The organism is Actinomadura decatromicini (assembly GCF_008121305.1).
GTDB lineage: Bacteria > Actinomycetota > Actinomycetes > Streptosporangiales > Streptosporangiaceae > Spirillospora > Spirillospora syzygii.
Genome location: NZ_VSRQ01000006.1, coordinates 76,265 through 102,562, shown reverse-complemented (window position 1 = coordinate 102,562; position 26,298 = coordinate 76,265). Strand labels below are relative to the sequence as shown.

Sequence of the window (26,298 nt, the reverse complement as noted above, 5' to 3'; positions counted from 1 at the left end):
CCGAGCCTAGACCGCCCCCGCACCGCCCGGCGAGCCGCTCTCCAGACGGACGACGACCGACTTCGACGTCGGCGTGTTGCTGACGTCGGCGGTGCTGTCGAGCGGGACGAGGACGTTCGTCTCCGGGAAGTACGCCGCCGCGCAGCCCCGCGCGGTCGGGTACGACACGACGCGGAACGACGGCGCCCGCCGCTCCACGCCGTCCGACCACTCGGAGACGAGGTCGACCACGGCGCCGTCGTCCACGCCGAGCGCGGACAGGTCGTCGGGGTTGACGAACACGACGCGGCGCCCGGCCTTGATGCCGCGGTACCGGTCGTCCAGGCCGTAGATCGTGGTGTTGTACTGGTCGTGGCTCCGGACGGTCTGGAGCAGCAGCCGCCCCTCCGGGACCCGCAGCACCTCCAGCTCGTTCACCGTCATGTTCGCCTTGCCGGTCGCGGTCGGGAACCGGCGCTCGTCGCGCGGCGCGTGCGGCAGCGTGAACCCGGCCTTCCCCCGGATCCGGGGGTTGAAGCGCTCGAAGCCGGGCACGACGCGTGACACGTGGTCGCGGATCACGTCGTAGTCGCGCTCCATCGCGTCCCAGCCGATGCCCGAGTCCGGCAGCGCGGCCTTCGCGAGGCGGCAGACGATCGACACCTCCGACAGCAGGTCGGCGGACGCGGGCGCGAGCCGTCCCCTCGACGCGTGCACCATGCCCATCGAGTCCTCGACGGAGACGAACTGCGTCCCGGAGCCCTGCTCGTCGCGTTCGGTGCGGCCGAGCGTCGGCAGGATGAGCGCCATGTCCCCGGTGACGGCGTGCGACCGGTTGAGCTTCGTCGACACCTGCGCGGTCAGCCGGCAGGAGCGCAGCGCCGCCTCGGTCACCGCCGAGTCGGGGGTGGCGCGGACGAAGTTGCCGCCCATCCCGAGGAACACCTTCGCCCGGCCGTCGCGCATGGCGCGGATCGCGTCCACCGTGTCGAGGCCGTGCTCGCGCGGCGGCTCGAACCCGAACTCGGCGGCGAGCGCGTCCAGGAACTCGGGCTTGGGCTTCTCCCAGATGCCCATCGTCCGGTCGCCCTGGACGTTGGAGTGCCCGCGCACCGGGCAGACGCCCGCGCCGGGGCGCCCGACGTTGCCGCGCAGCAGCAGGAAGTTGACGACCTCCCGGATCGTCGGGACGGAGTTGCGGTGCTGGGTGAGGCCCATCGCCCAGCACACGATGATCCGCTTCGCGCCGAGCACGTCGCCGAGCACCGCCGCGATCTCGCCGCGGGTGAGGCCGGTCGCCTCCAGCACGTCGTCCCAGTCCAGGCCGAGGACGTGCTCCCGGAACGCCTCGAACCCGTGGGCGTGCTCGTCGAGGAACTCGTGGTCGACGGCGTCCGGCGCGTCCGATTCGAGGAGCAGCCGGTTGAGGGCCTGGAACAGGGCGAGGTCGCCGTTCAGGCGGATCTGGAGGAACCGGTCGGCGAGCGGGGTGCCGCGTCCGGTCACGCCGGACGGGCGCTGCGGGTTCTTGAACCGCATCAGCCCGGCCTCGGGGAGCGGGTTCACGGCGATGATCCGCGTCCCGGCCCGCTTCGCCCGCTCCAGCGCGGACAGCATGCGCGGGTGGTTCGTCCCCGGGTTCTGGCCCACGACGAAGATCAGGTCGGCCTTGTCGAGGTCTTCGAGCAGGACGGAGCCCTTGCCGACGCCGATCGTCTCGCCGAGCGCCGACCCGGACGACTCGTGGCACATGTTGCTGCAGTCCGGGAGGTTGTTCGTGCCGAACGCCCGGACGAAGAGCTGGTAGGCGAACGCGGCCTCGTTGCTCGTCCGGCCAGAGGTGTAGAAGACGGCCTCGTCGGGCGAGTCGAGCGCGGTCAGCTCGGACGCCAGCAGGCGGAACGCCTCGTCCCACGGCACCGGCTCGTAGTGCCCGGACCCGGCCCGCTTGAGCATCGGCTCGGTCAGCCGGCCCTGCTGCCCGAGCCAGTGGTCGGACCGCTCCGCCAGCTCCGCGACGCTGTGCCGGGCGAAGAACTCGCGGGTGATCCGCCGGGTCGTCGCCTCCTCCGCGACGGCCTTCGCGCCGTTCTCGCAGAACTCGGCGACGTGCCGCCGTTCGCCCTCCGGCCACGCGCAGCCGGGGCAGTCGAACCCCCGCTTCTGGTTGACGCGCAGCAGCGCGAGCGCGGTGCGCCGCACGCCCATCTGGTCGTAGGACTGGCGCAGCGCGGCCGTCACGCCGGGCACGCCCGCGGCCCACTCCTTCGGCCGGGAGACCCGGATTCCGGTGTCGTCGAAGTCGTCGTCGGGCGCCTTGCGGCTCATCGCACACATCCTCGCGGTCGGCTGGGCATGCCCTACTTTCGCATGCCGCCGCACGTCACTGCGGGGGGCCTTCCGTCAGGCGGACCGGTGCGACCGCCCGGACGCCCTGCCGGTCGGCCCATTCCAGCTGGACGACGTCCCCCGGACGGCGCGCGAGCATCAGGTCGGTGAGCGTGCCGGGCGAGTCGACGACCTGCCCGCCGAGCCCGAGGACGACCCCGCCGACCGGCACGCCCGCGGCGTACGCGGGCGTCCCCGGGACGACCTCGGCGACCAGCGCGCCGGACGACCGCCCGTTGGCCCGGACCTTCACGCCGAGCAGCGCCGTCGGCCCGATGTGCACGGTCGCCGACGCCTCGCCGCGCTCGATCCGCCGCGCGACGGCGAGGGCCCGGTCGGACGGGATGGCGTAGCCGCGGTGGTCCTTCTTGCGCTCGCCGCCGTCCATCGTGAACCCGGACGACGCGGCGGTGTTGATCCCGATGACCTTCCCGGACGTGTCCAGCAGCGGCCCGCCCGAGTCGCCCGGCTTGATCGGCGCGTTCGTCTCGATCAGGCCGGTGAGCCGCTCGGACGTCCCGGTGCTGTCGTCGCGCGCGGTGACGGACTGCTCCAGCGCCGTCACCAGCCCGGTGACGACGGTGGGCGTCCCGCCCTTGCCGCCCGCGTTGCCGACCGCGGTGACCGGGTCGCCGACCGCCACGCCCCCGGCCGACGCGAACGCGGCGGGCTCCAGCCGGGCCGCGCCGGTCAGCCTGATCACCGCGATGTCCCCGGCGCGGTCGTAGCCGACGACCTTCGCGGCGTAGCCCCGCCGGTTGTCGGTGTCGGTGCCCTTGATCTGGGTGGCGCCCTGGATGACGTGGTTGTTGGTCAGCACCAGGCCGTCCGGGGTGAGGACGAGGCCCGTCCCGGCGGCGCGGGTGCCGTCCAGGGACTGCTCGGTCTCGATGTTCACGACGCCGGGGCGGCGGCCGCTGGGCTTGCCGTGCTTGGTGGCTGTGGCGGTGCCGGGCGGCGGGGCGTCCGCCGGGCCGGCGCCCTCGGTCAGCCGGCAGCCGGGGACGAGCAGGGCCAGCAGCGCGAGCAGGAGCATCGGGATCGCGGCCCGGGCCGCGCGGCGCACGGGGTCCTCGCTCACCTCGACCTCCTCCTGGTTTCCCCCAATGATTCCCGATTCCCCGGGATTAGTCCGGACGACGGCGCAGCCTGGTTCGATGGCCGAACCGACAGGGCGCGATTCTCCCCGGCCCGAGGCCATACCGACCGGTCGGTCCCTGGCAAGCTAGGGGGGTCGGGACGGGAATGAGGAGGCGGCGGATGAGCGAGCGGGCGGTTGCGGAGTCCGTGGCGCCCGTCCGGCGGAGCGCGGTGGAGCGGCGCATCCTCGCCGCCGCGCTGCGGCTGTTCGCCGAGCGGGGCTTCGACGGGACCTCCGTGCAGGGCATCGTGGACGCCGCCGAGGTCACCAAGGGCGCCCTCTACCACTACTTCGACTCCAAGCACGACCTCCTGTACGAGATCCACCACTCGCTGATCGCCCGGCAGCTCGCCGACCTCGGCGCCGTCCTCGACCGGGGGCTGCCGCCGCGCGAGGCGCTCCGCGCCGCGCTGACCGGGCTGATCGTCAGCACCGCCGAGCACATCGACGAGGCGAAGGTGTTCACCCGCGAGATGCACCGGCTGGACGACGCCCGCATGCGCTCCGTCCGCGAGGACCGCCGCCGGTACCACCTGACGTTCCGGACGCTCGTCGAGCGCGGCCAGCGCGACGGGGCGTTCGGCCGCGCCACGCCCGCCGACACCGTCACGATCGTCGCGCTCGGCATGGTGAACCAGATGCCCGCCTGGTACCGGGCGGACGGGCCGAAGTCCGCCGAGCGGCTCGCGGACGAGGTCGCCGACTTCGTCCTCGCCGGTCTCGGCTAGCCGCGCGCCTGTTTCGGTCGACGGGGCGCGCGTCCGGCGGACACGGTGGCGGCGCCCGCGAGCAGCGCCACGACGGCGATGGTCAGGGCCATCGGGACGGCGGTGTCCGGCCCGGCGATCCCGGCGAGCGGCGCGGCGGCCCCGCCGAGCGCGAACGTCGCGACGCCGAGCAGCGCGGACGCGCTCCCGGCGACGCGCGGCGGGCGCCCGGACAGCGCCAGCGCCGTCGCGTTCGGCCCGATGAGCCCCTCCCCGAACGCGACGAGGAACAGCGCGGGCAGCACCCCGCGCAGGCCCAGGCCCGCGAGCACCGCGACGAGCAGCCCGGCCCCGCCGAGCGCCACGACGACGAGCCCGGCGGCGAGCAGTCTGCGCAGCGCCACCCGTCCGGCGAGCGTGCCGCTGAGCTGCCCGGCCGCGACGATCCCGAGGGAGTTGACGCCGAAGACGACGCTGAACTGCTGCGGGGACAGCCCGTAGATGTCCTGCAGCACGAACGGCGACCCGGAGATGTAGGTGAACAGCGCGGCGAACGCCATGCCGAGCGTGAGCGCGTACCCGACGAACGCGCGGTCGGCGGCCAGCTCGCGGAACGTCCGCGCGGTCGCGCGCAGCCCGCCCGTCTCGCGCTCCCCGGGCGGCAGCGTCTCGCGCAGCCCGAGCAGCGCGCCGAGGAACAGCGCCACCCCGATCCCGGCGAGGACGGCGAACACGCCCGGCCACGGCATCAGCCGCAGCAGCTGCCCGCCGATGACCGGCGCGAGGATCGGCGCCAGCCCGTTCACCAGCATCAGCGCGGCGAAGAACTTGGCCGCCGCGACGCCGTCGTAAAGATCTTGGACGATCGCCCGCGCGATCACGATCCCGGCCGCGCCCGCGAAGCCCTGCACCAGCCGGAGCGCGATCAGCGTCTCCACGGTCGGCGCGGCGGCGCACAGCAGCGACGCGGCGGCGTAGGCGGCGAGCCCGATCAGCAGCGGCCGGCGGCGGCCGAACGCGTCGCTCAGCGGTCCCGCGACGGCCTGCCCCGCGGCCAGCCCGACGATGCACGCCGTCAGCGTGAGCTGCGTCTGCGCCGCGCCGGTGGACAGGTCCGAGGTCAGCCGGGGCAGCGCGGGCAGGTACATGTCGATCGACAGCGGCGCGAGCGCGGTCAGCGCCCCGAGCACGCCGATCAGCACCAGCCGACGGTCCGCCGGACGGCCCTGCGAGGTCTCGGACACCGATCCGGCGGTCTGCGTCATGGGGGGTCTCCAGATGTGGGCGAGCGCGCTACAAACCAGTAATCCAATGACACACCGTTATCTTCCACGTCAGGGAGTGGTGTGCGTCACACTTCGCTCCGCGAGCGGATCAGAACGGGAATCGCTGGGCCGCCGCGACGACGGCGCCCGTCAGGGTGGCCGCCGTCAGCACCGACAGGCCGGAGAGGACGGCCCAGCGGCCTACCGTGTAGCCGACCGGGACCCGGGACGAGTCGCGGCCGCGTACCGGCCAGGGGGCGCGCAGGGGCGCGGTGCCCGGTGGGTCGGGCGGGACGTCGGCGACCGTTCCGGCGCCGTTCGCGGCGAGGCCGGTCACCCAGCCGAGCAGCTCGGCGACGTCGGCGGGCTCGGAGCCGAGGCCGGACGCGAAGTACCGGACCTGCCCGGCGACCTGGTCGAGCGTCCGGACGGTGTTGCCGAGCCCGACGCGGCCGAGCCATTCGCGCAGGTCGGCGTCTTCGGCGAGGCAGCGGCCGATCTCGGTGCGGGCGAGCAGGTCGGTCTTCGTGACGATGACGGCGACGCGCTTCTGCCGTCCCTGGTCGGGACGCGACCGCAGCTCGTTCAGCACCCGCTGCAGCGTGTCGGCCGGGTCCTCCTCCGACGACCCGGCGGACCGCTCGACGAACCGCCGCTCGTCGCCGGTCAGCGCCCGGCGGAGCTGGGGGAGCGCGAACGGGTCGACGACGAACAGCAGCGCCTCGCCGTGGTCGAGGTAGCGCAGCGACTCGACCTCCGTCGCGCCCGTGTAGTGCTCCCCGGCCGGGTCGAACAGGTAGAGGATGCGGCGGGCGCGGCCGGGCAGCTCGACGTCCACCATGGTGGCGAGCGGCAGCTCCGGGCCGGTCTTGGCGAGCCGCCCGCCGCGCTGGAACTCGCGGATCGCGCCCGCGTACGCCTGCGCGTGCCGCCGCTCGACGAACGCGAGCCGCCCCTCGACGGCGCGGACCCGCGCGTGCAGCGCCCGGATCCCGAGGACCATGAACGTGGTCTTCCCGGCCGCCGGGCCGCCGACGAACGGCAGCGGCTCCACGCGGACCCGCCCGATCCGCTCGGGGAGCCGCCCGCCGCAGTGCGGGCAGTAGGCGGCGAGGCGGAACCGGCCGAGCGGGACGGTCGTCGGCAGCCGCGCCCCGCACCGGCACACGTGCCGGAACGCGCCGCCGGACCCCGGCGTGAGACGCGGATGGCGCGCGCCGCAGCCGGGGCACTCGTACTCGGGCAGCCCGATCCGCTCGTAGCAGAACGGGTGCGGGCAGGTCTGCAGGATGCGCCCGTACATCATGAACAGGCGCTCCACGGCGGCGAGGACGAGCACGCACGCCAGCCACACGGTGAGCCCGCTCGCCGCGGCCACCCCGTACAGGACGGTCAGCGCCAGCACGAACACCGCCGCGGGGACGGCGGCCGCGACGATCCCCGCGCACAGGCCCAGCCAGACGGGGAAGAGGAAGAACCCCCAGAAGCCGCCGAGCAGGACCCGCGTCAGCCTGACGACGACGCCCCGCGCCGTCCGGTACACCTGCGGGACGACGGTGCGGCTGATCGTCCACCAGTCGCGCCACACCTGGCCGAGCAGGTAGTGCCGGTAGGAGATCGTCGGCTCCGCGACCGGGGACGGCCCGTCCAGCGTGGACGGCGCGAGCGTCCGGCAGGCGTGCAGGTAGTAGAGGCCGAGCGCGGCGGCTCCGGCGGCGACGATCGTCCCGGCGAACAGCACCGGGAACACGTAGATGAACCCGAGCCACATGGCGGCGGCCCAGACGACGATCAGCAGGACGACGATGACGGGGTTCACCGGCTCACCCCCCGCCTTCGGCGAGGAGGTCGCGCAGCTCGGCGCGCAGTTCGGGGCTGCGCGCGAGGTGCGCGTCGAGCTGCTTCGCGGCGAGCCAGCGTCCGGCGGCGGTCCGCGTCCACGCCTCCAGGCCGGGGTCGCGCGCGCCGCGCGCCCGCAGCCGCAGGACGACCTCGACCAGCTCGTTGCGCCGCTCGGCGTCGGCGGGGCGCAGCGGGGCGCGGCCCGCGCGGGCGCGGCCGGGCAGGTCGGCGGTCCACCGCGCGCCGAGCCGGGCGCGGACGGGCGCGGGCAGGGCGGCGAGCAGCTCCGCCCGGAACGCCGGGGGCCGCTCCGCCAGCCGCTGCGCGGCGCCGATGAACGCCTCCCCGGCGAGCTGCGGGGTGGCGCCCGCGTCCGCGATCTCCGCCAGGGCGCGCGCGGCGCGGGCCGGGCCGGCGGTGATCGCCGCCGCGTACGCCTGGACGGCGGCGGCGTCGCGTCCGGCGCGGCCGTCCGGGAGCAGCTCGCGGACGCGTCCGGCGAGCCGCAGCGCGGCGGGCTCGGCGAGCCGGTCGCCGCCGGGGAAGGCGAGCCTGGTCAGCGTCCGGGACGGCAGCCCGGCGAGCGCGGGATGCGCGGCGAGCGCGGCGCCGTGCGCGTCCAGCAGCGCGGCGCACTCGTCGACGGTCGGCGGCGCCGCCCACACCTCGCGGAGGGGACGGTCGAGGTCGGCGCCGTCCAGCCGGAGCAGCTCGCCGGTGACGGGGACGCGGCGCGCCGGGTCGCGGCGCCCGACGGACGCCAGCACGGCGCACGCCACGCCGGGCGCGGCGCGGGCGAGCCCGGCGCGCTCGTACAGGAGGTCGCAGTTCGCGGGCGTGAGCACCGTCGCCCGCTCGCGCTCCCCGGCGTCGGAGAGGCCCTTGAGCACGCCGCCGAGGAGGGCGCCGCGCAGCCCGTCCGGGCAGCGGGACAGCGCCGCGCCGACGTCGGCCGCGCCGTGCCGCGCGCAGCGCGCCGCCCCGGCGGCGACCCGCGCGGCGTCGAGCGGCAGCCCGGCTCGGTCCGCGACACGTGCGGCGGCGGCCACCGCGGAGAGGTCGCGGGCCGTGGACAGCGCGTCCGAGAGCCGGTCGGCGACGCGCACCGCGCACTGCCGCGCGACCTCCGCCGCGCCCGCCTGCCGCGCCCGCTCGTGCACGGCCAGCGCCAGGTCGAGCCCCATGGACGGGACACCCGGCACGAGGTCGCGCCACACCCACTCCGGGATCCCGGAGCCGCGCCGCGACAGCAGTTCGGCCGCCGCGCCCTCCTCGTCCGGCGTGACCGTCGCGTCGCCCCGGCACAGCGCGAGCAGCGCGCCCGCGCCCTCCCGCGCCGGGTCGCTCGGCGGGGCCAGCTCGCCGAGGGCGTCCAGGCCGCCGAAGTCGGCGTCGCGCCAGCACCCGGCGACGGTGCGGGCGAAGCGGCTCGGCGGCCCGTCCGGGACGCGCCCGCCCAGCCGGAACGCGCGGGCGTGCGACGCGCGGTGCCGCACCGCCGCCCAGATCGCCGGGGTGGTGCCGACGAGGCGCTGCGCGGCGCCGTCCGGGTCGCCGGTGTAGGTGACGAACGACAGCCGCGCCGCCGCCGCGACCGGCAGCGAGTACGACACGACCGCGATCCACCGGGCGATCAGCTCGACGTCGTCGGCGACCAGCACGACCCGGCCGTGGCCCCGGCCGAGGACGTCCGCGACCGCGTCCACCAGGTGCGCGAGCAGCGCGTACGGGTCACCGGGACAGGACGCGAGCCACGCCGCGAGCGCCTCCGGGTCGAGCGCCGCGCCCGGCGTCAGCTCGTCCAGGGCGTCGAGGACGCTCTCCGGCGCGGGACGCTGCGTCCAGTGCGGGGCGTGCCACAGCTCGGCGGGCCGCAGCCCCTCCAGCTCGTCGGGCTCGGCGACGACCGCGTGCGCGAAGAAGTTGCCGAACCGGCCCGAGTAGTCGCGGCCGAGGTAGCGACAGCGCAGCAGCAGCGGACGGCCGTCCACCTGGTCGTAGAGCAGCGACACCGGGAACTCGCCCAGCTCCGCGTCGCCCGGCGACGGCGGCGCGTCCGGCGGCGGGCGGTACGACAGGTACGGCGTCACCCCGGCCCGGACGCCGTCCGGCAGCCCCGGCGTCTCGGCGACGAACTGGAACCCGGCCCGCCCGGTCGGGCCGCGCCGCGCCGACGTGTAGTGCAGCTGCCAGGCCATCGCTAGGCGTCCCCAGCGCGGACGCCGTCGAGCATCCCGAACCGGTACAGCAGCCACAGCAGCGGGTCTTCGGCCCGGTAGGGGCGGACGCCGCCCGCGCCGACGCGGTCGCCGTCCGGGACGCCGCCGAGCGCCGACAGCCCGAACAGCGCGTGCTCGGCGTACTGCTGCCCGAGGTAGGTGTCGAGCTGCCCGGCCTGCCAGTCGTGCAGCAGCGCGCGGACCTGCTCGTTCACCGCGTCCCTGTCGTCCAGGTCGAGCACCCCCTGCCCGGACCGGGACCGGTGCAGCGCCGACTGCCTGAGCAGCCCCGGACGCAGCACGTCGATCTTGGTGAGCGCGACCGCGACCGGGACGGGCAGCGGCTCGCCGGGCCGCGTCCCGTGCCGCTGCCGCAGCGCGTCCGTCACGCGCGCGATGACGTTGAGCGGCTCGCTGTCGGGGTCCTCCCCGGCGCCGCGCGGCGCGGGCACCGCCTCGCGGACCCCCGCCCGCGCGCCGGGCAGCTCCAGCGGGTCGACGAGGAAGACGATCGCGTCCGCCGCCTCCAGGTACCGCAGGTGCAGGTCGGTGACCTCGCGGCTGCGCAGGTCCTCGCCCGCGGTATCGAACAGGACGAGGGCGAGCGAGTCGTTGCGGGCCCGCGCGAAGCGTCCCCGGCGGGTGCGGGTCAGCAGGTAGACGAGGGGCTCGCGGGGCCCGGTCGCCGCGCTCGCCGTCGTCGGCAGCAGCCGCCGCTCCTCCAGCAGCGGCCGCGCGAAGTCGCGCTTGTACCGCTCGATGGTGCGGTCGTCGCAGGCGACGAGGGAGGCGTCCAGCTCCGTCCCGACCCGGTTCATCAGCTCGTGCAGCAGGACGGCGATGTAAGTGCTCTTGCCCGCGTTCTTCGCGCCGACCAGCGCGACGATCCGGCCCGGCGAGTCGCAGTACGCGGACGGCAGCGGGTTGTGGCACTCCGGGCAGGCCCGGTTGCCGGTCGGCACCCCGCAGCCGGGGCAGTCCGCGCGGCCCCGCCGCCCGGACGAGCGTCCGGGCGCGGCGAACACCGGCGGCAGCGACGCGCCCGCCGTCGAGCCCGTGTACTCGGCGAGGGCCTCGTCCAGGACGGGCGCGCAGCCCTTCCGCCGCCCCGCCTGGCCCCGGCAGCGGAACAGGATCCGCGAGGGCGCGACCGACGCGAAGCAGTACGGGCACGTCACGCCCTGCCGGGACGCGCCCCGGCCGGACGCGCGCTGCCCGGACGCGATGCGCGGGATCGCCACCCGGGCGAGCGGCCTCGTCATCACGGCACCCGCAGCCGGCGGACGGGCGGGTCGCTCAGCTCGACGACGTCGTCGTCGGCGAAGCAGCGCAGCCAGTACGGGCCGGACGCGGCCGGCGCCGCGAGGGACAGCTCGCCCGGCACGGGCACCTGCTCCCACGCGCCGAGCGTCTCCCCGTCGGCGGCGCGGTGCGGCATGACCCGCCCGGCGCGCAGCACCAGCGACAGCCGCGCCACCCGCAGCGGCCGGGACGAGGTGAGCCGCACCGTCAGCGACCGCCGCCACGGCGGCCCCGCCCGCAGCACGTCGTACCGGACGATCGCGCGGGCCGCGACCGCGGCGCTCACCGGCGGCCCGGTCACCCGCGCGCCGCCGACGGTCCCGGCGGCGGCGACCGTCAGCTCGACCGGCGCGTCCTCCGGGGCGGGCACCCGGATCCCGCCCTGCGTGTCGTAGGCGGCGCGGGTCACCACGGCCTCCGCCGGCGGCTCGCCCATCCGGATCGCCTCCCCGCCGACCCGGTAGGCGAGCGCGACCTCGGCGACGTCCGGCGGCCAGTCGAACCCGACGTGCACGTGGTCGCCGCGCCGCTCCGCGACGAGGCGGCGCGGCGGCGGCAGGTTCACGTGGTGGTGGTAGCCGCCGATGGCGGCCGTGTCCTCGGCGACGGACACCGCGAGCAGCCAGCCGCTCGCGCCCGGCCGCACGTCGAGCCCGCCGGGGACCGGCGCGCACGCCAGCCGCCGCGTCTCGCGCCGCACCTCCGCCAGCGGGACGAGCGCGCTGCGCGGCCACGGCGGCGGCGTCTCGGACAGGACCAGCTCGGCCGTCCCGGTCCCCGGCGGGACGAACCGGACCCGGACGAGGCCCGGGTCGTCCGGCGCGGTCTCGGCGGTCAGCTCGAACACCGGCTCGGGCGGCGCGGTCGGCGTCACCGAGGCGGGCACGCCGTCCGTCACGGTCTCGGCTCCCGCCGCGTCGACGTAGACGGCGGAGACCCGGTAGTGCAGGGTGCGGCCGTTCGGGACGCGCTCGCGGAACCCGTCGCGGCCGCCGGGCACGGGCGTCCCGTCCCGGACGACGACGACCCTGGCGGCCTCGGGCGGGCACCGCCACCGGCCGGTGACCTGGCCGTCCCCGGCGACGAGCACGACGTCGGCGGGCTCGGGCCGCACGACCACCGGCTCCGCCACGGCGGGCGGGGCGGCGGCGTCGCCGCGCGCCGCCACGACCGCGTAGTACAGCGGGACGTTCACCGGCGGCCGCCGGTCGCGCGTCCCGGCGACGGGCGCGCCGTCCCGCGCGTCGCGCGGCGGCCGCCCCTCCCGCCGCACCGCGTGGTAGGACACCTCGCCCTCGGCGGACGGCGACGGCTCCCACGACAGCCGCACGGCGGGCCCGTCCGCGTCCGCGTCGACGTCGGCGCGCACCGCCGGGACGGGACGCGGCGGCAGCCGCCGCTGGTGCGCGCGCGCCCCCGGCAGGTCGCGGACGAGCCGCAGCGCGTCGTCGAGCAGCCGGTACGCGCGGTCGGGGTCGGGCTCGGCGGCGGCGGACTCGCGCAGCCGCAGCGCCGTGTCGAGGCGGTGCCGCGCCTCGGCGGCGAGCACCTCCTCCTCCGGCGGGCCGGCGTCCCCGGCGGGCCGGGGCGCGGCCGGGCGCGGGACGCTCGCCGCCTCGGCCAGCTCCGCCGCCGCGTACACCTCGCCCGCGTCGAGCAGGGCCCGCAGGCGTCCGGCGAGGCCGCCGCCGCCCGCGGGCCCCGTCTCGCGGACGACCGCGAACACCATGCGCCGCGCGTCGCCCTCGTCGACGCCGAGGTCCTCGGTCGCGAAGCGGAGCAGCGCCCGGTCCGACGCGCGCTGCCGGAGCCGCTCGCGGAGCCGGTCGACCACGTCGAACAGCGCCAGCGCCGACAGGTCGGCCCCGGAGCGCAGGGCGGCGAGGACGGTGTCGGCGTGCGTGGTGCTGGTGTCGCGTCCCCGGCGGGCCCACTCGGCGCCGACGGCGGCGACCGCGTCCGCGTCGAGCCGGGGCCCGCCGCCGGGCGCGGCGAAGCCGTCCAGCAGCCGGACCGGGCCGACGAGCCGGCCGCCGAACACGAACGCCGCGAGGTGCCTCTCGCCGAGGACGTCCAGCGACTCCCGCACCTTCCGGTAGGCGGGGTAGGGCGCGGCGGCGGGCAGCGGGTCCGGCTCGCGGACCTCGACGCCGTCGGCGGCGGCGACCCGCTCCAGTTCGGCGCGCGGCACCCCGCAGGTGCGGGCGATGCCCTCGATCTCGGCGGGCGTCGCCATCCGCAGCGCCCCGGCGGCGTCGGCGAGCCGCGCGCGGGCCTCCGCGGCCCGCCGCTCGGCGCGCTCCCGGCCGCCGCGCAGCCGCGCGGACAGCGGCCGCAGGTCGCCGCGCTCGGCGGCGGCGAACAGCGCCGCCAGCTCGCGGTGCTCGGCCTCCAGCCGGTCGATCAGCTTGCGGTACTTCAACTGGCCGCGGGCCCGCCGCCAGCACTGCCGCACCTGCCTGACCCGCGCCGCGACCGACTCCGCGGTGAGCGGGTCGGCCAGCGCGTACCGGACGCGCAGGTCCTCGGGAGGCTGGTCGCCCGCGGCCCGCGCGGGCTCCAGCACCTCCCGCCGGTAGTCGTCGTCGAACGCCACGGGCGCCTCCCGGCTCAGCTCACCTGGACCCGGGAGAGGGTCTTCCGGGAGCGCTCGACCTCCTCCTCGGACATGCCGCCGACGTCCACCTTCAGCTCGAGCCGCTCGCCGGTCTCCTTCTCCACGGCCGTGACGTTCAGCAGCCCGGACGCGTCGAGCTCGAACGTCACCCGGATCGGCCAGCCCGCCTTCTTCCCGTGCGGGACGCGGATCTCCCCGGTCGCGATCTCGGTGTTGTCGGGCAGCTCGGCGGACTCCACCACCCCGGCCTGCTCCATGACCCGGATGTCGGCGGACGCCTGGTCGTCGTAGACGGTGAAGAAGTCCTCGGTCCGCGCGGCGGGCAGCGAGTCGTTGGTGTGGACGAGGTGCGCGACGCCCTCCGCGCCGCTCTCCCGGTCGACCACCACGATCCCGAACGCGTGCGACGCGACCGTCTTGATCTGCCGCGCGGCGATCTGCTTCTGCTGCTCGGCCGACAGCCCCGCCCGGTTCGCCATCTCCACGGCCCGCTCGGCCGCGCCCTCCCGGACGAGCCGCCGGTAGGTCTCCTCGAACGCGTACAGGGCCGCGCCCTTCGCGACCGCGAGGTCGGGGTCCTGGAGGCGGGGCGCGAGGCCGAGCTCGGTCTCCAGCCGCGCCGCGACCACCGGCATCTTCGTGGACCCGCCGACGAGGACGAGGTCGTCGTAGTCGTCGACGCCCTTCTCCGCGGCGGTGGACAGCGTCCGGCCGGTGATCTCCACCGTCCGGTCGAGGAGGTCCTTGGTCAGCTCCTCCAGCTTCTCGCGCGTCACCTCGACGGCCGCGACCCGCCCGGCGTGCATGACCCGGACGGTGTGCGAGGTCCGCGTGGTGAGGGCCTTCTTCGCGTCCTCGGCGTCGCGGCGGAGCTGCTGCTCGGTCTGCTTGTCGTCCAGCGGGTCGCCCGCGTCCGGGTGCTCGGCGCGGAACCGCTCGGCGAGGTGCTCGACGAGCCGCGCGTCCCAGTCGGCACCGCCGAGCTCGTGGTCGCCGTCGGTGCACACCACCTCGATGTGGCCGCCGCGCAGCGAGATGACGGTGGTGTCGAACGTCCCGCCGCCGAGGTCGTAGACGAGGATCGTCCGGTCGGCGTCGGGGTTCAGCACGCCGTAGGTGATCGCGGCGGCGATCGGCTCGGACACGATGTCGATGACGTTCAGCCCCGCGATCCGCCCGGCCTTGCGGGTGGCGTCGCGCTCGGCCGCGCCGAAGTACGCCGGGACGGTGATCACAACGTCCCTGGCCTCCTCGCCGGTCGTGGTGCGCGCGTCCGTCGCGAGCTTCAGCAGGATGAACGCCGACAGCTCCTCGGGCGTGAAGTCGATCCCGTGGATGGGACGGGTCACGTCCCGGCCCATGTCGCGCTTGACGAGGCTGACGACGTTGTCGGGCTCCAAAACCGCGGTGTCCTTCGCGGTGGCGCCGACGACGACGTTCTCGCCGCTCTCGAAGTACACGACGGACGGGGTGGTGTCGGTGCCCTCCAGGTTGCGCAGGACCGCCGGGCGCCCCACGTCGTCGATGGAGGCAATGCAGGAGTACGTGGTTCCCAGGTCGATCCCGTAGACAGCCATGTCCCTCTCACCCATCGGTGTTCGTCGTCGTCTCGCCGCCGCCCGTCCGGCGGCGGGCGTGACCCGAGCCGTTCGCGGCGTGCTCCGCCGCCGCGCCCTCCTCCGCGTTCCCGCCGGTGCGCCGCGCCCCGCCCGCCGACGGGCCCGCGGACAGCCGCCCGACGCCGACCTCGGCCTTGCGAAGCACCTTCCCGCCCTGCTCGAACCCGTCCGACTCGACGGCGGTGACCGTGTCGGCCCGCAGCGGGTCGTCGACGGGCGTGACCGCGACCGGGCGGTGCCGGGACGCGTCGTACGGCTGCCCCGGCTCCACCGTGAACCGCTCGACGCCGAGCCGCGCCAGCGCGTCCGCGACGTCGTCGGCGACCGCCGCGAGCAGCAGCGCCGTCCGGCGCGGATCGGGCGGGTCGGCCGGGTCGGGCGCGGCGAGCCGGCGGGACTCGCGGCGCGTCCGGTCGTGCAGCCGGTACAGCGCGGCGCGGACCGGCTCCAGCATCGCGTCCAGCTCGCCGCGGCGCAGCCGCTGGTTCTCCGCGTGCAGCCGGTCGATGACGGCCTCGCGGTGCGCGGCCCGCTCGTGCTCGCGGTCGAGGCGCGCGGCGAGCCCGGCGAGGGCGTCCAGCACCCCCTGCCGGGAGGCTCGGGCAGGCTCCGCGGGCGTCTCCGGCACGGACTCCGGCTCGGCCGCGGAGTCCTCGCTGACTCGGGGTTCCCCGTCCCTCGACACGTGCAGTCACCTTAATGCTGGGCGGCAAGAGGCGATAGGTCGGCTGATGACCTTCACTGGACTCTAGTTTGACCCCCGCCCCCCGTTCCAGCACCGACGCAGGCAGCGTTTTCTCCGTCCGACACGATTGCGTAACACGGTGGAAACGGCTTTCGCCGACCCTGGGGGGAACGTGGGGGAACGGGAGGTGGCGATGTTGCTGCGGATACGCGTCCGGCTGCCGGACCGTCCCGGCTCGCTGGGCCGGGTGGCGCGGACGATGGGCGCGGCGGGCGCGGACGTCGTGCAGATGGCGGTGCTGGAGCGCGGCCACGGCCGGGCGCTGGACGACTTCACCGTCGCGTGGCCCGCGGGCGCGGCCGTGGACCGGCTGGCGGACGGCCTCGGCTCGGTGCCCGGCGTCGAGGTCGTCGCGGTCTGGCCGACCGCCGAGCCGCTCGGCGCCCACCCGGACGCCGCCGTCATCGGGCAGGTCGCGGCCCTCCCGGAGCGCGGCGCGGAGATCCTCGCGGACGCCGTCCCGGCGATCCTCAGCGCCGACTGGGCGTGCCTCGCCCAGCCGGGCCCCGCCGGTGAGGCGGTGGTCGTGCACGCGAGCACGTCCGCCGTGCGGGCCGTCCTCCCGCCGGAGCTGCCGCCGCTGCGCCCGCGCGCCTTCACCGGCCCGGACGGCGTGCACTACGCGCTCTGCCCGCTGGCGAGGGGCGCGCTCGCGCTCGTCGTGGCGCGGACGTCCGCGCCGCCGTTCCACCGGTCGGAGGTGTCGCGGCTGGAGCAGCTCGCGGGCGCGGCCGACGCCGTCCTCGCCGGGGCGGTGCCGACCGGGGGCCGGGCGGTCTGACCCGCCGGGTCAGTTGAGGAGGGCGAGCACGGCGTCCAGGCCGGTGAGGCAGGCGTCGGAGCCGAGGCCCTGCGCGACGGTCGCGGCGGCGGCCGTGCCCCAGCGCGCCGCCTCCAGGACGTCGCGCCCGTGCGCGAGGCCCGTGATGAACCCGGCGCAGTAGGCGTCGCCGCAGCCGGTGGTGTCGACGACCTCGACGGGCAGGGCGGGCAGCCGGTGCGCGCCCGCGGCGGTCGCGACGATGCTGCCCTCCCCGCCGAGCTTCACGACGACCGTGGACGGGCCGCGCGCGAGCAGGGCGCGGGCGGCTTTCTCTGGGTCGTCCTCGCCGGTCATCGCCGCCGCCTGCTCCTCGTTCGGCAGGAAGTGGTCGACGTGGGGCAGGAACGAGGCGGCACTCTGGAGCAGGTCGGGACGGTTGGACAGGAGGTCCAGGGTGACCACGGTGCCGGACTCGCGGGCCGCCGCGAGCATCGCGAAGAACGCCGGGTCGTTGAGCCCGGCCGTGACGTCCGGCCCGCCGACGTGGACGACGCCCGCCGCGCCGAGCAGCCCGGGCCCGACCGAGCCCGCGGTGAGCGTGAGGTTCGCGCCGGGCAGGTGGAGGCTCGGCCGCCCGCCGTCCGGCCGGATCGGCAGCACGGACGCGCTCGTCGGGTCGGCGGTGCGGCGGACGAGCCCGCGCACGTCCACCCCGTTCCTGGTCATGATGGCGACGAGCAGGTCGCCGAGGTCGTCGTCGCCGATCGCGCCGACCGAGATCACGTCGTTGCCGAGCCGGGCGAGCGCGACGGCGGTCCCGGCGGCGGCGCCCGCCGCGGTGACCCTGATCTCGTCCACCACGACGGCGTCCTGCCCGTCCGGGATGCCCCGCACGGGGCGGGCGAGCACGTCGAGGATGTGCGCGCCCACTGTCACGACCGTCATGACCAGACCTCTCGAAGATCGTCAGGGCCGTAGCCTAACCGGCGGGTAAGTTGAACGTGAAAGGCATTCGTATGCTCTTGGCGCAGGAAAGGGACGAAATAGTCGCGACCGGGAGGCGGCTGGCCGAAACCGGTCTGGTCGCCGGGACGTCCGGCAACGTCAGCGTCCGCGCGGGCGACCTCGTCGCGGTCACGCCGGGCGGGATGATGCTCGACCGGATGGAGCCCGCCGACTGCCCGGTCGTGTCGCTGTCCGGCTGCGTCGTCGAGGGGGAGCGAGCGCCGTCATCCGAGACGCCCATGCACCTCGCCCTGTACGAGACGACCCCGGCGGCGGCCGTCGTCCACACGCACTCGACCTACGGCGCGGTCGTCGCGACGACGATGACCGAGCTGCCGCCGATCCACTACAACACGCTCCTGCTTGGCGGCGTGGTGAAGGTCGCCGAGTACGCCACCTACGGGACGCCGGAGCTGGCGGAGAACGTCCGCGCGGCCATGGCCGGGGGCAGGCGGGCCGCGCTGATGGCGAACCACGGCGGCGTCGCGATCGGCCGCGACCTGGCGGAGGCGTTCGAGAACGCGCGCCTCCTGGAGTGGCTGTGCGGCGTGTACGTGCGGGCGAAGGCGATCGGGGAGCCGCGCGTCCTGACGGAGGACGAGCTGGCGAAGGTGGTGGAGCGGGGCCTCGCCCCGCCCGGCCCCTGGTGATCGTCGGGGCCGGGCGTGGCACGCTGGGGACGTGCCGAAGCTGTCGTCCGGCGAGGCGCGCCGGCTGCTGACGACGGTCCCGGTCGCGCGCCTCGCGACCGTGGCGGAGGACGGGCGGCCGCACCTCGTCCCGGTGACGTTCGCCGTCCACCGCGGGGCCGTCTACACGGCCGTCGACCACAAGCCGAAGGGCACGCGGGACCTGCGGAGGCTCGCCAACATCCGCGCCAACCCGCGCGTCGCGCTGCTCGCCGACCACTACGAGGACGACTGGGACCGCCTCTGGTGGGTCCGCGTCGACGGGCACGCCGCCGTCGTCGACGACCCGGCGCGGACGGCCGAGCCCGTCCGCCTGCTCGCCGACCGCTACCCGCAGTACCGGGACCGCCCGCCGGACGGCCCGGTCATCGCCGTCACCATCGACGCCTGGACCGGCTGGACGGCGTCTTCGTAGCCGTCTCAGTCCCAGGCCGCGCCGATCCTCGCGAGGTCGTCGGCGTACTCGATGCGGGACGCCCACTCCTCCGGCCAGGCGGCGAGGCCGAGGCGCGCGCCCGCGAACGCGCCCGCCAGGCAGGCGATCGAGTCGGAGTCGCCGGAGCTCGCCGCGCCGCGCCGGATCGCCTCGACCGGCTCGTCCGGGAAGAGGAGGAAGCAGAGCAGGCCGGTGGCGAGGGCCTCGTCCGCCGTCCAGCCCGCCCCGGTGATCTCGCACGGGTCGGACGACCGGTCGGCGCGGGCGAGGGCCGCGTCCAGGGCGTCGAGGCGGCCGAGGCACTCGTCCCAGCCGCGCGCGGCGAACGCCTCGGGGGAGTCCGCGCCGGACCGCCGCCACAGGCCGCCGAGCCACCGCTCGTGGTAGACGCCGCGCTGGTCGTGGCAGCGTTCGCGGAGCGCGCCCGGCAGGTCGGACGGGTCCATGCCGTCCGCCAGCCACCGGACGGCGAACGCGGTCAGCTCGCTGGCGGCGAGCCCGGTCGGATGCCCGTGGGTCAGCGCCGCCTGGAGCTGGGACGCGCCCGCCCGCGTCGCGTCCGACAGTCCCGGCGCGAGGCCGACCGGCGCGACCCGCATGTTCGCGCCGCAGCCCTTCGACCCCGCCACGGTGGCGTCCACCCACGGCTTCCCGGCGGCCAGCCCGCGGCAGGCCCGCAGGCAGGTGTCGCCGGGCGCGCGGTCGTTGTCCGGGCTGTTCAGCCAGTCGACGAACCGCCGCCGCCACATCGGCGCGATCAGGTCCGGGGTGAACGGCGGGTTCTCCAGGGCGTCCAGGAGCGCGAGGCCGACCGCGATCGCCATCTGCGTGTCGTCGGTGACGAGCGCCGGGTCGCCGTCGAGCCGCGCCGGGCCGTGCTCGCCGAAACGCTTCCGGATCTGCTTCATGGTGAGGAACTCGGTCGGCGCGCCCAGGGAGTCGCCGTACGCCAGCCCGAAGATCGCCCCGCTCGCCCGTCTCATGGGCGGCATTCTTCCTTAATCGCCTGATCGCCTAGTCGGTACGAGCGCCCCGGAAGCCGCCGGGCGTCATGCCGTAGCAGCGGACGAACCACCGCGTCAGATGGGCCTGGTCGGCGAACCCCGTCGCGGCGGCCACGTCGCCGATCGCTTCGCCGCGCGCCAGCAGCCGCCGCGCCGCGCGGAGGCGGAGCTGGCGCCGGTAGTCGCTCGGCGCCATCCCGTACGCGCGGCGGAAGCCCCGGTACAGCGCGAACCGGCTGCATCCCGCGGCCCGCGCGAGGTCGTCGGCGCCTACGTCGTCCAGGTAGGAGTCCTCCAGGCGCCGCCGCGCCCGCTCCACCGCGCCGGTCGCGGCCGACGCGCGCAGCCGCCGCGTCGACGCCCGCGCCGCCATCGCGCCGACCGTCGCGGTGAGCAGCTCGTCCCTGCGCAGGGCGGACGCCCCGTCAAGCAGCGCCGCGTGCAGCCCGCGCAGGTTCCGCGCCAGGACGGGATCGGCCACGACGGGCGAGTCGAACAGCGGCAGCCCGGCCGGACGGTCGGAGATGTCGGCCAGCACGTCGGTCACCAGCTCGGGGCCGATGTGCACGATCCGGTAGGTGAAGCCCAGCTCGTCGGCGGGATGGCCGTCGTGCGGGTCGTCCGGGTTGAACGCGATGACCATCCCGGCCGCGCTGGTGTGCGCGCCGCCCCGGCAGCGGAACGCCTGGTAGCCGTCTTCGGTGACGCCGAACGAGTACGTCTCGTGGCTGTGCCGGTGGTAGGCGTGCCGCTCGAAGCGCGCGTGCATCGCCTCCAGCGGGCGGTCGGCCGACCGCCAGTACCTGCTCCACTCCACTACCCGCTCCATTCCACGCCGTCCAGTCTGGCGCACGAGCGTTCAAGACGGCCCGGCGGGCGCGGCGCGACCCTGGACGGCATGCGTTTCGACACCAAGATCGGGATCGTCGTCCGGGACGACCTGGCCGCCTGGCAGCGCCTCAACGTGACGGCGTTCCTGGCGAGCGCGGTCGCCGGGGGCGTTCCCGGGATCATCGGCGAGCCGTACGAGGACGCCTCCGGCAACGCCTATCTCGCGATGTTCCGGCAGCCCGTCCTGGTCTACGAGGGCGCCGCCGACGCGATCGCGGCCGCCCACGCGCGGGCCCGCGCCCGCGAACTGCCGACCGCCGTCTACATCGAGGACATGTTCAAGACCGGGCACGACGACGCGAACCGGGAGGCCGTCCGCGCCGTGCCCGGGGACGCGCTGCCGCTCGTCGGGTTCGCCGTCCACGGCCCGAGGAACGGCGTGGACAAGGTGCTCAAGGGGCTGCGGCTGCACCCGTGAGCCCGGCCAGCGCGGCGAGGCGCTCCCGGTGCTCCGCGGGCGCGCCGAACAGCTGCCGGGACGCCTGCGCCCGCTTGAAGTAAAGGTGCGCGTCGTGCTCCCACGTGAACCCGATGCCGCCGTGCAGCTGGATCGCCTCGCCCGCCGTGTGGAAGAAGGCGTCCGAGCAGTACGCCTTGGCGAGCGCGGCGGCGGCGGGCAGGCCGTCCGGGTTCTCGTCGGCCACCGCCGCCGCGTTCAGCACCGCCGACCGCGCCGACTCGACCTGCACGAACATGTCCGCGCAGCGGTGCTTCACCGCCTGGAACGATCCGATGGGACGTCCGAACTGGTGCCGCACCTTCGCGTACTCCACGGTCATGTCGAGGGTCTTCTGCGCGCCGCCGAGCTGCTCGGCCGCGAGCGCCACGGCCGCGACGTCCAGGGCCCGCCGGACGGCGTCCCGCGTCCCGACCTTCCGGGCGGGGACGCCGTCGAACGCGACCCGGGCGAGCTTGCGCGTCTGGTCGACGGTCGGCAGCAGGCTCCGCGTCACCCCGGCCGTCTCGCCGTGGACGGCGTAGAGCCCGACGCCGTCCTCGGCGCTGTCCACGTCGCGGGCCGCGACGAGGAGCAGGTCGGCGATGTGGCCGTCCAGGACGAAGTCCTTGGCGCCGCGCAGGCGGCCGTCCTCGACCCTCGTCATGAGGCCGTCCAGGTCCCAGGAGCCGTTCTCGGCGACGGCGAGGGTGGCGATCGTCGTCCCGTCCGCGATGCCGGGGAGCAGGTCGCGGCCGCCGTCCCCGGCCTCCAGCGCCGCCGCCGCCGTGATCGCCGCGAGGAACGGGGCGCACACGACGGCCCGTCCCATCTCCTCGAACACGACCGCGAGCTCCCGCATCCCGAACCCGGCGCCGCCGTGCTCCTCGGAGATCGCGAGCCCCTGGAGCCCGAGCTGGTCCGCCATCAGCGACCACAGCGCGGGGTCGTACCCGGCGCGCGTCCCCATCAGCCGCCGCACCTCGGCGGACGGCGACCGCTCCGCGAACAGGCGCCGCAGCGCGTCCCGCAGCTCCCGCTGCTCCTCGGTGGGCTTCATACCGGGACATCCTGCCGCACGCCCGTCGCCCCACCGGCGGGCTCCCACCCAGCGGGACGGCTCAGGGCGCCCAGTCGTGCGGCCCGAGCACGTACCCGTCGCTGGTCGAGTGGACGTGGTTGATCGCCACGAGGTGCCCGAGCGCGGCCCACAGGTCCTCCTCGGGCCCGCCTACCAGCCGTCCGATCGTCTCGAAGTCCGCGGCCCCGCCCTCCTTGTCGATCTCGGCCACGGTCTCGTACACGATCAGCTCGAAGTCCGACAGCTCCTGGACGTCCCCGCGACGTTCCTCTCGCTCCTCCATAAGACGAGCGTGCCCGCTCCAGAACGTTCTATCTGCCTGAGCCGGACACGTCGGAGGCCGGTGGAGTGTCACGCCGGGTGAATGGTGCATCGTCTTCCTAAGGGCTGTGCACCTACGTATGAACGGATACTCCATGAGAGCTGTACGGATTCATGAGCGCGGCGGCAGCGACGGTCTCGTGCTGGAGGACGCACCGACGCCCTTCGTCGCGACCGGTGAGGTGCTCGTTCGGGTGCGGGCGGCGGGGTTCGTCCCGGACGAGCTGGAGTGGCCCGGCACCTGGGTCGACCGGGCGGGACGCGACCGGACGCCGTCGGTCCCCGCCCACGACGTGGCCGGGGAGGTCGCCGAGGTCGCGTACGGCACGACCGGGTTCGCCGTGGGCGACCGCGTCTTCGGCCTGACCGACTGGCACCGCGACGGGGCGGCGGCCGAGTACGCGGCGATCGAGGCGCGCGACCTCGCGCCGATACCGCCGTCCCTGTCGTTCGCGGAGGCGGCCGCGCTGCCGCTCGCCGGGCTGACCGCCTGGCAGGCGCTGTTCACGCACGGCGGCCTGACCGCCGGGCAGACCGTCGTCGTGCACGGCGCGGGCGGCGGGGTGGGCGTCCTCGCCGTCCAGCTGGCGCGGGAGGCCGGGGCGCACGTCATCGGCACCGGCCGGGGCCGCGCCGCCGACGTCGCGCGGGAGATGGGCGCGCACGCCTTCGTCGACCTCGAACGGGAGGCGTTCGAGGACGCCGTCGACCCCGTCGACCTCGTCTTCGACACCGTCGGCGGCGAGCTGCTCGCCCGGTCGGCGGGCAGGGTCAAGCCGGGCGGCGCGCTCGTGTCCGTCACCGCGCCGCCCCCGGTCGAGCCCGAGGGCGGACGCGCCGTCTTCTTCATCGTCGAGCCCGACCGCGCCCAGCTCGCCGAACTCGCGGAGCGCGCCGGGTCGGGCGCCCTCCGCGCCCACGTCGGCGCGGTCTACCCCCTGGCCGAGACGCGCGAGGCGTTCCAGGCCAAGCACAAGGGCATTCCCGGCAAGGTCATCCTGGAGACCTGAACGTCGGCTCGTTCAGGAGATGGGGATGCACACGGCGTAGACCGTGTAGGTCCCCGTGGTGCCCGCTGAATTGTTGAAGGACACGGTCCACGTGCTCTCGGTGGACGGGAAGGACTCGTACTGCTGCGCGGTGAGGTTGTTGCCCCCAAGGGGCGTCACCACGCCACCGCCCGTGATGACGGTTCCGGCCGGGCAGGTCGCGGTTCCCGTGTTGAGCCCGGACGTCAACGTGTAGGTCTGCCGGACGATCTCGGTCGGCTGGGTCGGTCCGGCGGGCCCCGTCGCACCTGCCGGACCGGTGGCACCCGTTGCTCCTGCCAGCCCTTCCGGGCCGGTGGGGCCAGTTGCTCCCGCCTGTCCTTCCGGGCCGGTGGGGCCCGTCGCTCCCGCGGGTCCCGTCGGTCCCGTGGGCCCGGGCTTTCCCGGCGGGCAGCCGTGCTTGCAGGGGTGCCTTCCGTCACCGCCGCCGGCCACCGCCGCGTGGGCCGTCGACGCGGCTCCCGCCAGCAGCGCGGCGGTCACCGCCGCCGGTACGGCGACATGTCTCAGAAAGGCTGTGGGCTTCCGTCTCATTTCCGTCCCCCGTGGATTGTTCGGCTGAATGCGGACGAACCCCCTCGTCCGCATGCGGATGACGGGGTGCGTCGTTGATCAACACGGTACGGATCCAGCCGACCTATGTCACGGTCAGTGACGACGGATTGACGCACTGAGCGAAGAGATGACCAAAGGTTCGGCGCGGGTTGGTCCGTCGAGGGCACGGCCGGGTGGTCATTGGGCCGTCCAGCCGCCGTCCACCGCGAGCAGCGCGCCGGTGATGAAGCTGGACGCGTCCGAGGCCAGGAAGGCGACGGTTTCGGCGACCTCGTCCGGGCGGCCGATGCGGCCGATCGGGTGGGCGGGGCCGAAGGAGGCGAGCATCTCGCGGCCGTTCTCCACGACGCCCTCCATGATGTCGGTGTCGATCACGCCGGGCAGGACGGCGTTGGAGCGGATGCCCTTCGGGCGAACGCCTCGCGGGCCTGGACGAAGTCGCCGCCCGCGTTGACGCGCAGGATGCCCTCGAAGTCGTCGACGCTCGTCTCGGTGATCGGCTTGTTGAGGGTGCGCCCGGCGTTGTTGACCAGGATGTCGAGGCGTCCGAAGCGGTCGCGGGCGAGGCGCATGGTGGCGCGGGCGAGGTCCTCGACGGCGGGGGAGCGGTCGGCGACGACGCCCGCGGCCACCTGTTCCGGCTGGCCGGGCTCAGCCCCCGCGTCCGCGCCGCCGCCGCCGACGACCGCGTCGACCCGAGCCTCCTCCAGCTCATGGACGCCTGGCCCGGCAACCCGGCGATCGTCTACAACCGGGCGTACGACGTGCTGGCGTCCAACGCGATCGCCGACGCGCTCTTCCACGACTGGGCGCACTCTCGCAACCTGATGCACGTCGTGTTCACCGACCCGGCGGCCCGGACGTTCTACCGCGACTGGCACGAGGTCGCCCGCAACAGCGTCGCCGGGTTCCGGCTCGGGCACGGCGAGGCGCCCGGCGATCCGCGGATCCGGCGGGTGCTGGCCGACCTGCTGGCGGACGGCCCCGAGTTCGCGGAGCTGTGGGCGCGGCACGACGCGCGCGGCAAGGCGCTCGAACGCAAGCGGTTCCGGCACCGCGAGGCCGGTGACGTCACGCTGACGATGCAGACGTTCGACGTCCGGTCGAGCCCGGGGCAGGAGCTGGTCGTCTACCACGCGGAGCCGGGCTCCGCGAGCGCCGGGGCCCTCGCCCTCCTCGGCGCCCTCAGCGCGACCGCGCGTCAGCCGTAGCGGGCCATGTCGTGGAAGAAGCCCGGGATGGTCTGGAGTTCGCCTGAGGCAGCGACCTCGTCGTAGACGTGGCGGGCCACGGCCAGGTCCAGGACGCCCAGGCCGAACGGTGAGAACACGACCGGGCGGTCAGGGGGCGGGGACGTCTTTCCGGTGAGGACGTCGTAGAGCGTCCCGGCGACGAAGCCGCGGTGTCCGACCCGCTGCTCGGCCAGGTGCGGGGACGTGTTCGCCTTCAGGCAGTGCTCGACGTCGTCCACGATGTTGTACGCGGCCAGGACGACCTCGGGGGACAGGTCGCGCAGGGACACGTGCAGCACCAGCGGGGCGTGCGCGAACCAGCCCGGGTCGGCGACGTGCGGCTCCCCGGCGACCGTCGCGAACACGACCAGGTCGGACGACCGGATCAGCGCCTCCGCCGACCCGTGCACGGTGACCGGCCCGTTCTCCGTGCGCTCCAGGTACCCCTTGAAGCCGTCGGCGTGCTCGGCGGACAGGTCGTGCACGCCCAGCTCGTCGAACGCGAAGCCGTTCGCGGCAAGGTAGGTGTGGACGTAGCGGGCGATCAGCCCGGCGCCGACGAACCCGACCCGGCGCGGACGGTCCCCGCGCCGGTCGGCGAGCGCGGCGGCGGCGAGCGACGCGGACGCGGCCGTCCGGGCGGCGGAGATGATCGAGCTCTCCAGGCACGCGAACGGGTACCCGGTCCCGGCGTCGTTGAGGATCAGCACGGCGGACGCGCGCGGGATCCCGGCCGCGACGTTGCCGGGGAAGCTGGAGATCCACTTGACGCCGTGCACGCCGACGCCGCCGTTCACGCCGCCCTTGATGGAGGCAGGCAGCGCGATGATCCGGTCGGCCGGACGGTCCGGGAACCGCAGGAAGTAGGAGTCCGGGTTGACGGTGAGCCCCTCGCCGTGGAGCCGGTAGGCCGCCTCGACGATCCGGACGACGCGCGCCTCCCGTCCGGCGAGCGCCGCGTGGACCTGGGCGCCGGGGATCACGGCGAATGCGGGGGCCTGGCTCATGAGGG

General features: G+C 75.5%; 25 protein-coding genes. 7 read left to right on the top strand and 18 right to left on the bottom strand.

From position 1 onward, the window contains the following. Positions 1-6: 6 nt before the first annotated feature. Together FXF68_RS26765 and FXF68_RS26760 are read right to left on the bottom strand one after the other, a co-directional pair. On the bottom strand, positions 7-2,307 hold the full coding sequence (locus tag FXF68_RS26765; protein ID WP_148763889.1) for an FdhF/YdeP family oxidoreductase: 2,301 nt from the start codon (positions 2,305-2,307) through the stop codon (positions 7-9). A gap of 55 nt (positions 2,308-2,362) precedes the next feature. Beyond that, the gene (locus FXF68_RS26760) at positions 2,363-3,448 is read right to left on the bottom strand and encodes a S1C family serine protease (RefSeq protein ID WP_246178957.1); all 1,086 of its coding nucleotides are present in this window, start codon (positions 3,446-3,448) and stop codon (positions 2,363-2,365) included. A 179-nt stretch (positions 3,449-3,627) separates the two neighbouring features. Here FXF68_RS26760 and FXF68_RS26755 point away from each other — a divergent pair, with 179 nt between their 5' ends. Then, positions 3,628-4,236, top strand: coding sequence for a TetR/AcrR family transcriptional regulator (locus FXF68_RS26755; RefSeq protein ID WP_148763887.1), 609 nt, complete (start codon positions 3,628-3,630; stop codon positions 4,234-4,236). Here FXF68_RS26755 and FXF68_RS26750 read toward each other — a convergent pair. The 7 genes from FXF68_RS26750 to grpE all read right to left on the bottom strand — a co-directional run bounded on the left by FXF68_RS26750 (position 4,233) and on the right by grpE (position 15,764). Beyond that, a complete protein-coding gene (locus tag FXF68_RS26750; protein ID WP_148763885.1) occupies positions 4,233-5,480 on the bottom strand; it encodes a multidrug effflux MFS transporter in 1,248 nt (415 codons plus the stop codon). The two genes, FXF68_RS26755 and FXF68_RS26750, sit on opposite strands and share 4 nt — an antisense overlap. Positions 5,481-5,589: 109 nt before the next feature. After that, positions 5,590-7,299, bottom strand: coding sequence for a TRAFAC clade GTPase domain-containing protein (locus FXF68_RS26745; RefSeq protein WP_148763883.1), 1,710 nt, complete (start codon positions 7,297-7,299; stop codon positions 5,590-5,592). Between the two features lie 4 nt (positions 7,300-7,303). Next, positions 7,304-9,520 carry a GAP1-N2 domain-containing protein gene (locus tag FXF68_RS26740; RefSeq protein WP_148763881.1) on the bottom strand — a complete coding sequence of 739 codons (2,217 nt, stop codon included), beginning with the start codon at positions 9,518-9,520 and terminating at the stop codon, positions 7,304-7,306. Between the two features lie 2 nt (positions 9,521-9,522). Beyond that, positions 9,523-10,803 carry a TRAFAC clade GTPase domain-containing protein gene (locus FXF68_RS26735; protein ID WP_222870106.1) on the bottom strand — a complete coding sequence of 427 codons (1,281 nt, stop codon included), beginning with the start codon at positions 10,801-10,803 and terminating at the stop codon, positions 9,523-9,525. Continuing rightward, positions 10,803-13,439 (bottom strand): SaeA-related protein, encoded by a 2,637-nt coding sequence (locus tag FXF68_RS26730; protein ID WP_148763879.1) that lies wholly within the window; start codon positions 13,437-13,439, stop codon positions 10,803-10,805. The genes FXF68_RS26735 and FXF68_RS26730 overlap by 1 nt, the downstream gene beginning before the upstream one ends. A 14-nt stretch (positions 13,440-13,453) precedes the next feature. Then, positions 13,454-15,037: an Hsp70 family protein gene (locus FXF68_RS26725; protein ID WP_148763877.1), complete on the bottom strand. Its 1,584-nt coding sequence runs from the start codon at positions 15,035-15,037 to the stop codon at positions 13,454-13,456. 7 nt (positions 15,038-15,044) lie between these two features. Next, positions 15,045-15,764: a nucleotide exchange factor GrpE gene (gene grpE / locus FXF68_RS26720; RefSeq protein WP_148763875.1), complete on the bottom strand. Its 720-nt coding sequence runs from the start codon at positions 15,762-15,764 to the stop codon at positions 15,045-15,047. A gap of 193 nt (positions 15,765-15,957) precedes the next feature. Here grpE and FXF68_RS26715 point away from each other — a divergent pair, with 193 nt between their 5' ends. After that, complete coding sequence (locus tag FXF68_RS26715; RefSeq protein WP_148764842.1) at positions 15,958-16,605, top strand: ACT domain-containing protein; 648 nt, start codon at positions 15,958-15,960, stop codon at positions 16,603-16,605. Positions 16,606-16,614: 9 nt separating this feature from the next. Here the strand turns inward: FXF68_RS26715 and FXF68_RS26710 are convergent, their stop codons facing one another. Continuing rightward, positions 16,615-17,532: a carbohydrate kinase family protein gene (locus FXF68_RS26710; RefSeq protein WP_148763873.1), complete on the bottom strand. Its 918-nt coding sequence runs from the start codon at positions 17,530-17,532 to the stop codon at positions 16,615-16,617. 71 nt (positions 17,533-17,603) lie between these two features. On the opposite strand from FXF68_RS26710, the gene FXF68_RS26705 reads away from it, so the two are divergent. After that, complete coding sequence (locus FXF68_RS26705) at positions 17,604-18,242, top strand: class II aldolase/adducin family protein (RefSeq protein ID WP_148763872.1); 639 nt, start codon at positions 17,604-17,606, stop codon at positions 18,240-18,242. A gap of 31 nt (positions 18,243-18,273) precedes the next feature. Beyond that, positions 18,274-18,696, top strand: a complete 423-nt coding sequence (locus FXF68_RS26700) for a TIGR03668 family PPOX class F420-dependent oxidoreductase (protein WP_148763869.1) — start codon at positions 18,274-18,276, stop codon at positions 18,694-18,696. A gap of 5 nt (positions 18,697-18,701) precedes the next feature. Here FXF68_RS26700 and FXF68_RS26695 read toward each other — a convergent pair whose 3' ends face one another. Together FXF68_RS26695 and FXF68_RS26690 are read right to left on the bottom strand one after the other, a co-directional pair. Next, on the bottom strand, positions 18,702-19,700 hold the full coding sequence (locus FXF68_RS26695; protein WP_148763867.1) for an ADP-ribosylglycohydrolase family protein: 999 nt from the start codon (positions 19,698-19,700) through the stop codon (positions 18,702-18,704). A gap of 31 nt (positions 19,701-19,731) precedes the next feature. After that, positions 19,732-20,550 carry an AraC family transcriptional regulator gene (locus tag FXF68_RS26690; protein WP_148763865.1) on the bottom strand — a complete coding sequence of 273 codons (819 nt, stop codon included), beginning with the start codon at positions 20,548-20,550 and terminating at the stop codon, positions 19,732-19,734. A gap of 69 nt (positions 20,551-20,619) precedes the next feature. Here FXF68_RS26690 and FXF68_RS26685 point away from each other — a divergent pair, with 69 nt between their 5' ends. After that, positions 20,620-21,030, top strand: a complete 411-nt coding sequence (locus FXF68_RS26685; protein ID WP_148763863.1) for a DUF2000 domain-containing protein — start codon at positions 20,620-20,622, stop codon at positions 21,028-21,030. Here FXF68_RS26685 and FXF68_RS26680 read toward each other — a convergent pair. Further along, complete coding sequence (locus FXF68_RS26680; protein ID WP_148763861.1) at positions 21,005-22,108, bottom strand: acyl-CoA dehydrogenase family protein; 1,104 nt, start codon at positions 22,106-22,108, stop codon at positions 21,005-21,007. The genes FXF68_RS26685 and FXF68_RS26680 overlap by 26 nt on opposite strands. 61 nt (positions 22,109-22,169) lie before the next feature. Further along, positions 22,170-22,412, bottom strand: a complete 243-nt coding sequence (locus FXF68_RS26675; RefSeq protein ID WP_067890137.1) for a hypothetical protein — start codon at positions 22,410-22,412, stop codon at positions 22,170-22,172. Positions 22,413-22,545: 133 nt separating this feature from the next. Between FXF68_RS26675 and FXF68_RS26670 the strand changes: the two genes are divergently transcribed. Continuing rightward, the gene (locus FXF68_RS26670; protein WP_148763859.1) at positions 22,546-23,460 is read left to right on the top strand and encodes an NADP-dependent oxidoreductase; all 915 of its coding nucleotides are present in this window, start codon (positions 22,546-22,548) and stop codon (positions 23,458-23,460) included. A gap of 12 nt (positions 23,461-23,472) precedes the next feature. Here the strand turns inward: FXF68_RS26670 and FXF68_RS43185 are convergent, their stop codons facing one another. The 3 genes from FXF68_RS43185 to FXF68_RS44535 all read right to left on the bottom strand — a co-directional run bounded on the left by FXF68_RS43185 (position 23,473) and on the right by FXF68_RS44535 (position 24,686). Further along, positions 23,473-23,619: a hypothetical protein gene (locus FXF68_RS43185; protein ID WP_222870145.1), complete on the bottom strand. Its 147-nt coding sequence runs from the start codon at positions 23,617-23,619 to the stop codon at positions 23,473-23,475. A 612-nt stretch (positions 23,620-24,231) separates the two neighbouring features. Beyond that, a complete protein-coding gene (locus FXF68_RS44540; protein ID WP_222870104.1) occupies positions 24,232-24,429 on the bottom strand; it encodes an SDR family oxidoreductase in 198 nt (65 codons plus the stop codon). After that, a complete protein-coding gene (locus FXF68_RS44535) occupies positions 24,426-24,686 on the bottom strand; it encodes an SDR family NAD(P)-dependent oxidoreductase (protein ID WP_222870103.1) in 261 nt (86 codons plus the stop codon). The genes FXF68_RS44540 and FXF68_RS44535 overlap by 4 nt, the downstream gene beginning before the upstream one ends. On the opposite strand from FXF68_RS44535, the gene FXF68_RS26655 reads away from it, so the two are divergent. Further along, positions 24,687-25,265 (top strand): MmyB family transcriptional regulator, encoded by a 579-nt coding sequence (locus FXF68_RS26655; protein WP_222870133.1) that lies wholly within the window; start codon positions 24,687-24,689, stop codon positions 25,263-25,265. Here FXF68_RS26655 and sbnB read toward each other — a convergent pair. Continuing rightward, positions 25,256-26,293: a 2,3-diaminopropionate biosynthesis protein SbnB gene (gene sbnB / locus FXF68_RS26650; RefSeq protein WP_148763855.1), complete on the bottom strand. Its 1,038-nt coding sequence runs from the start codon at positions 26,291-26,293 to the stop codon at positions 25,256-25,258. The two genes, FXF68_RS26655 and sbnB, sit on opposite strands and share 10 nt — an antisense overlap. Between the last annotated feature and the right edge of the window lie 5 nt (positions 26,294-26,298).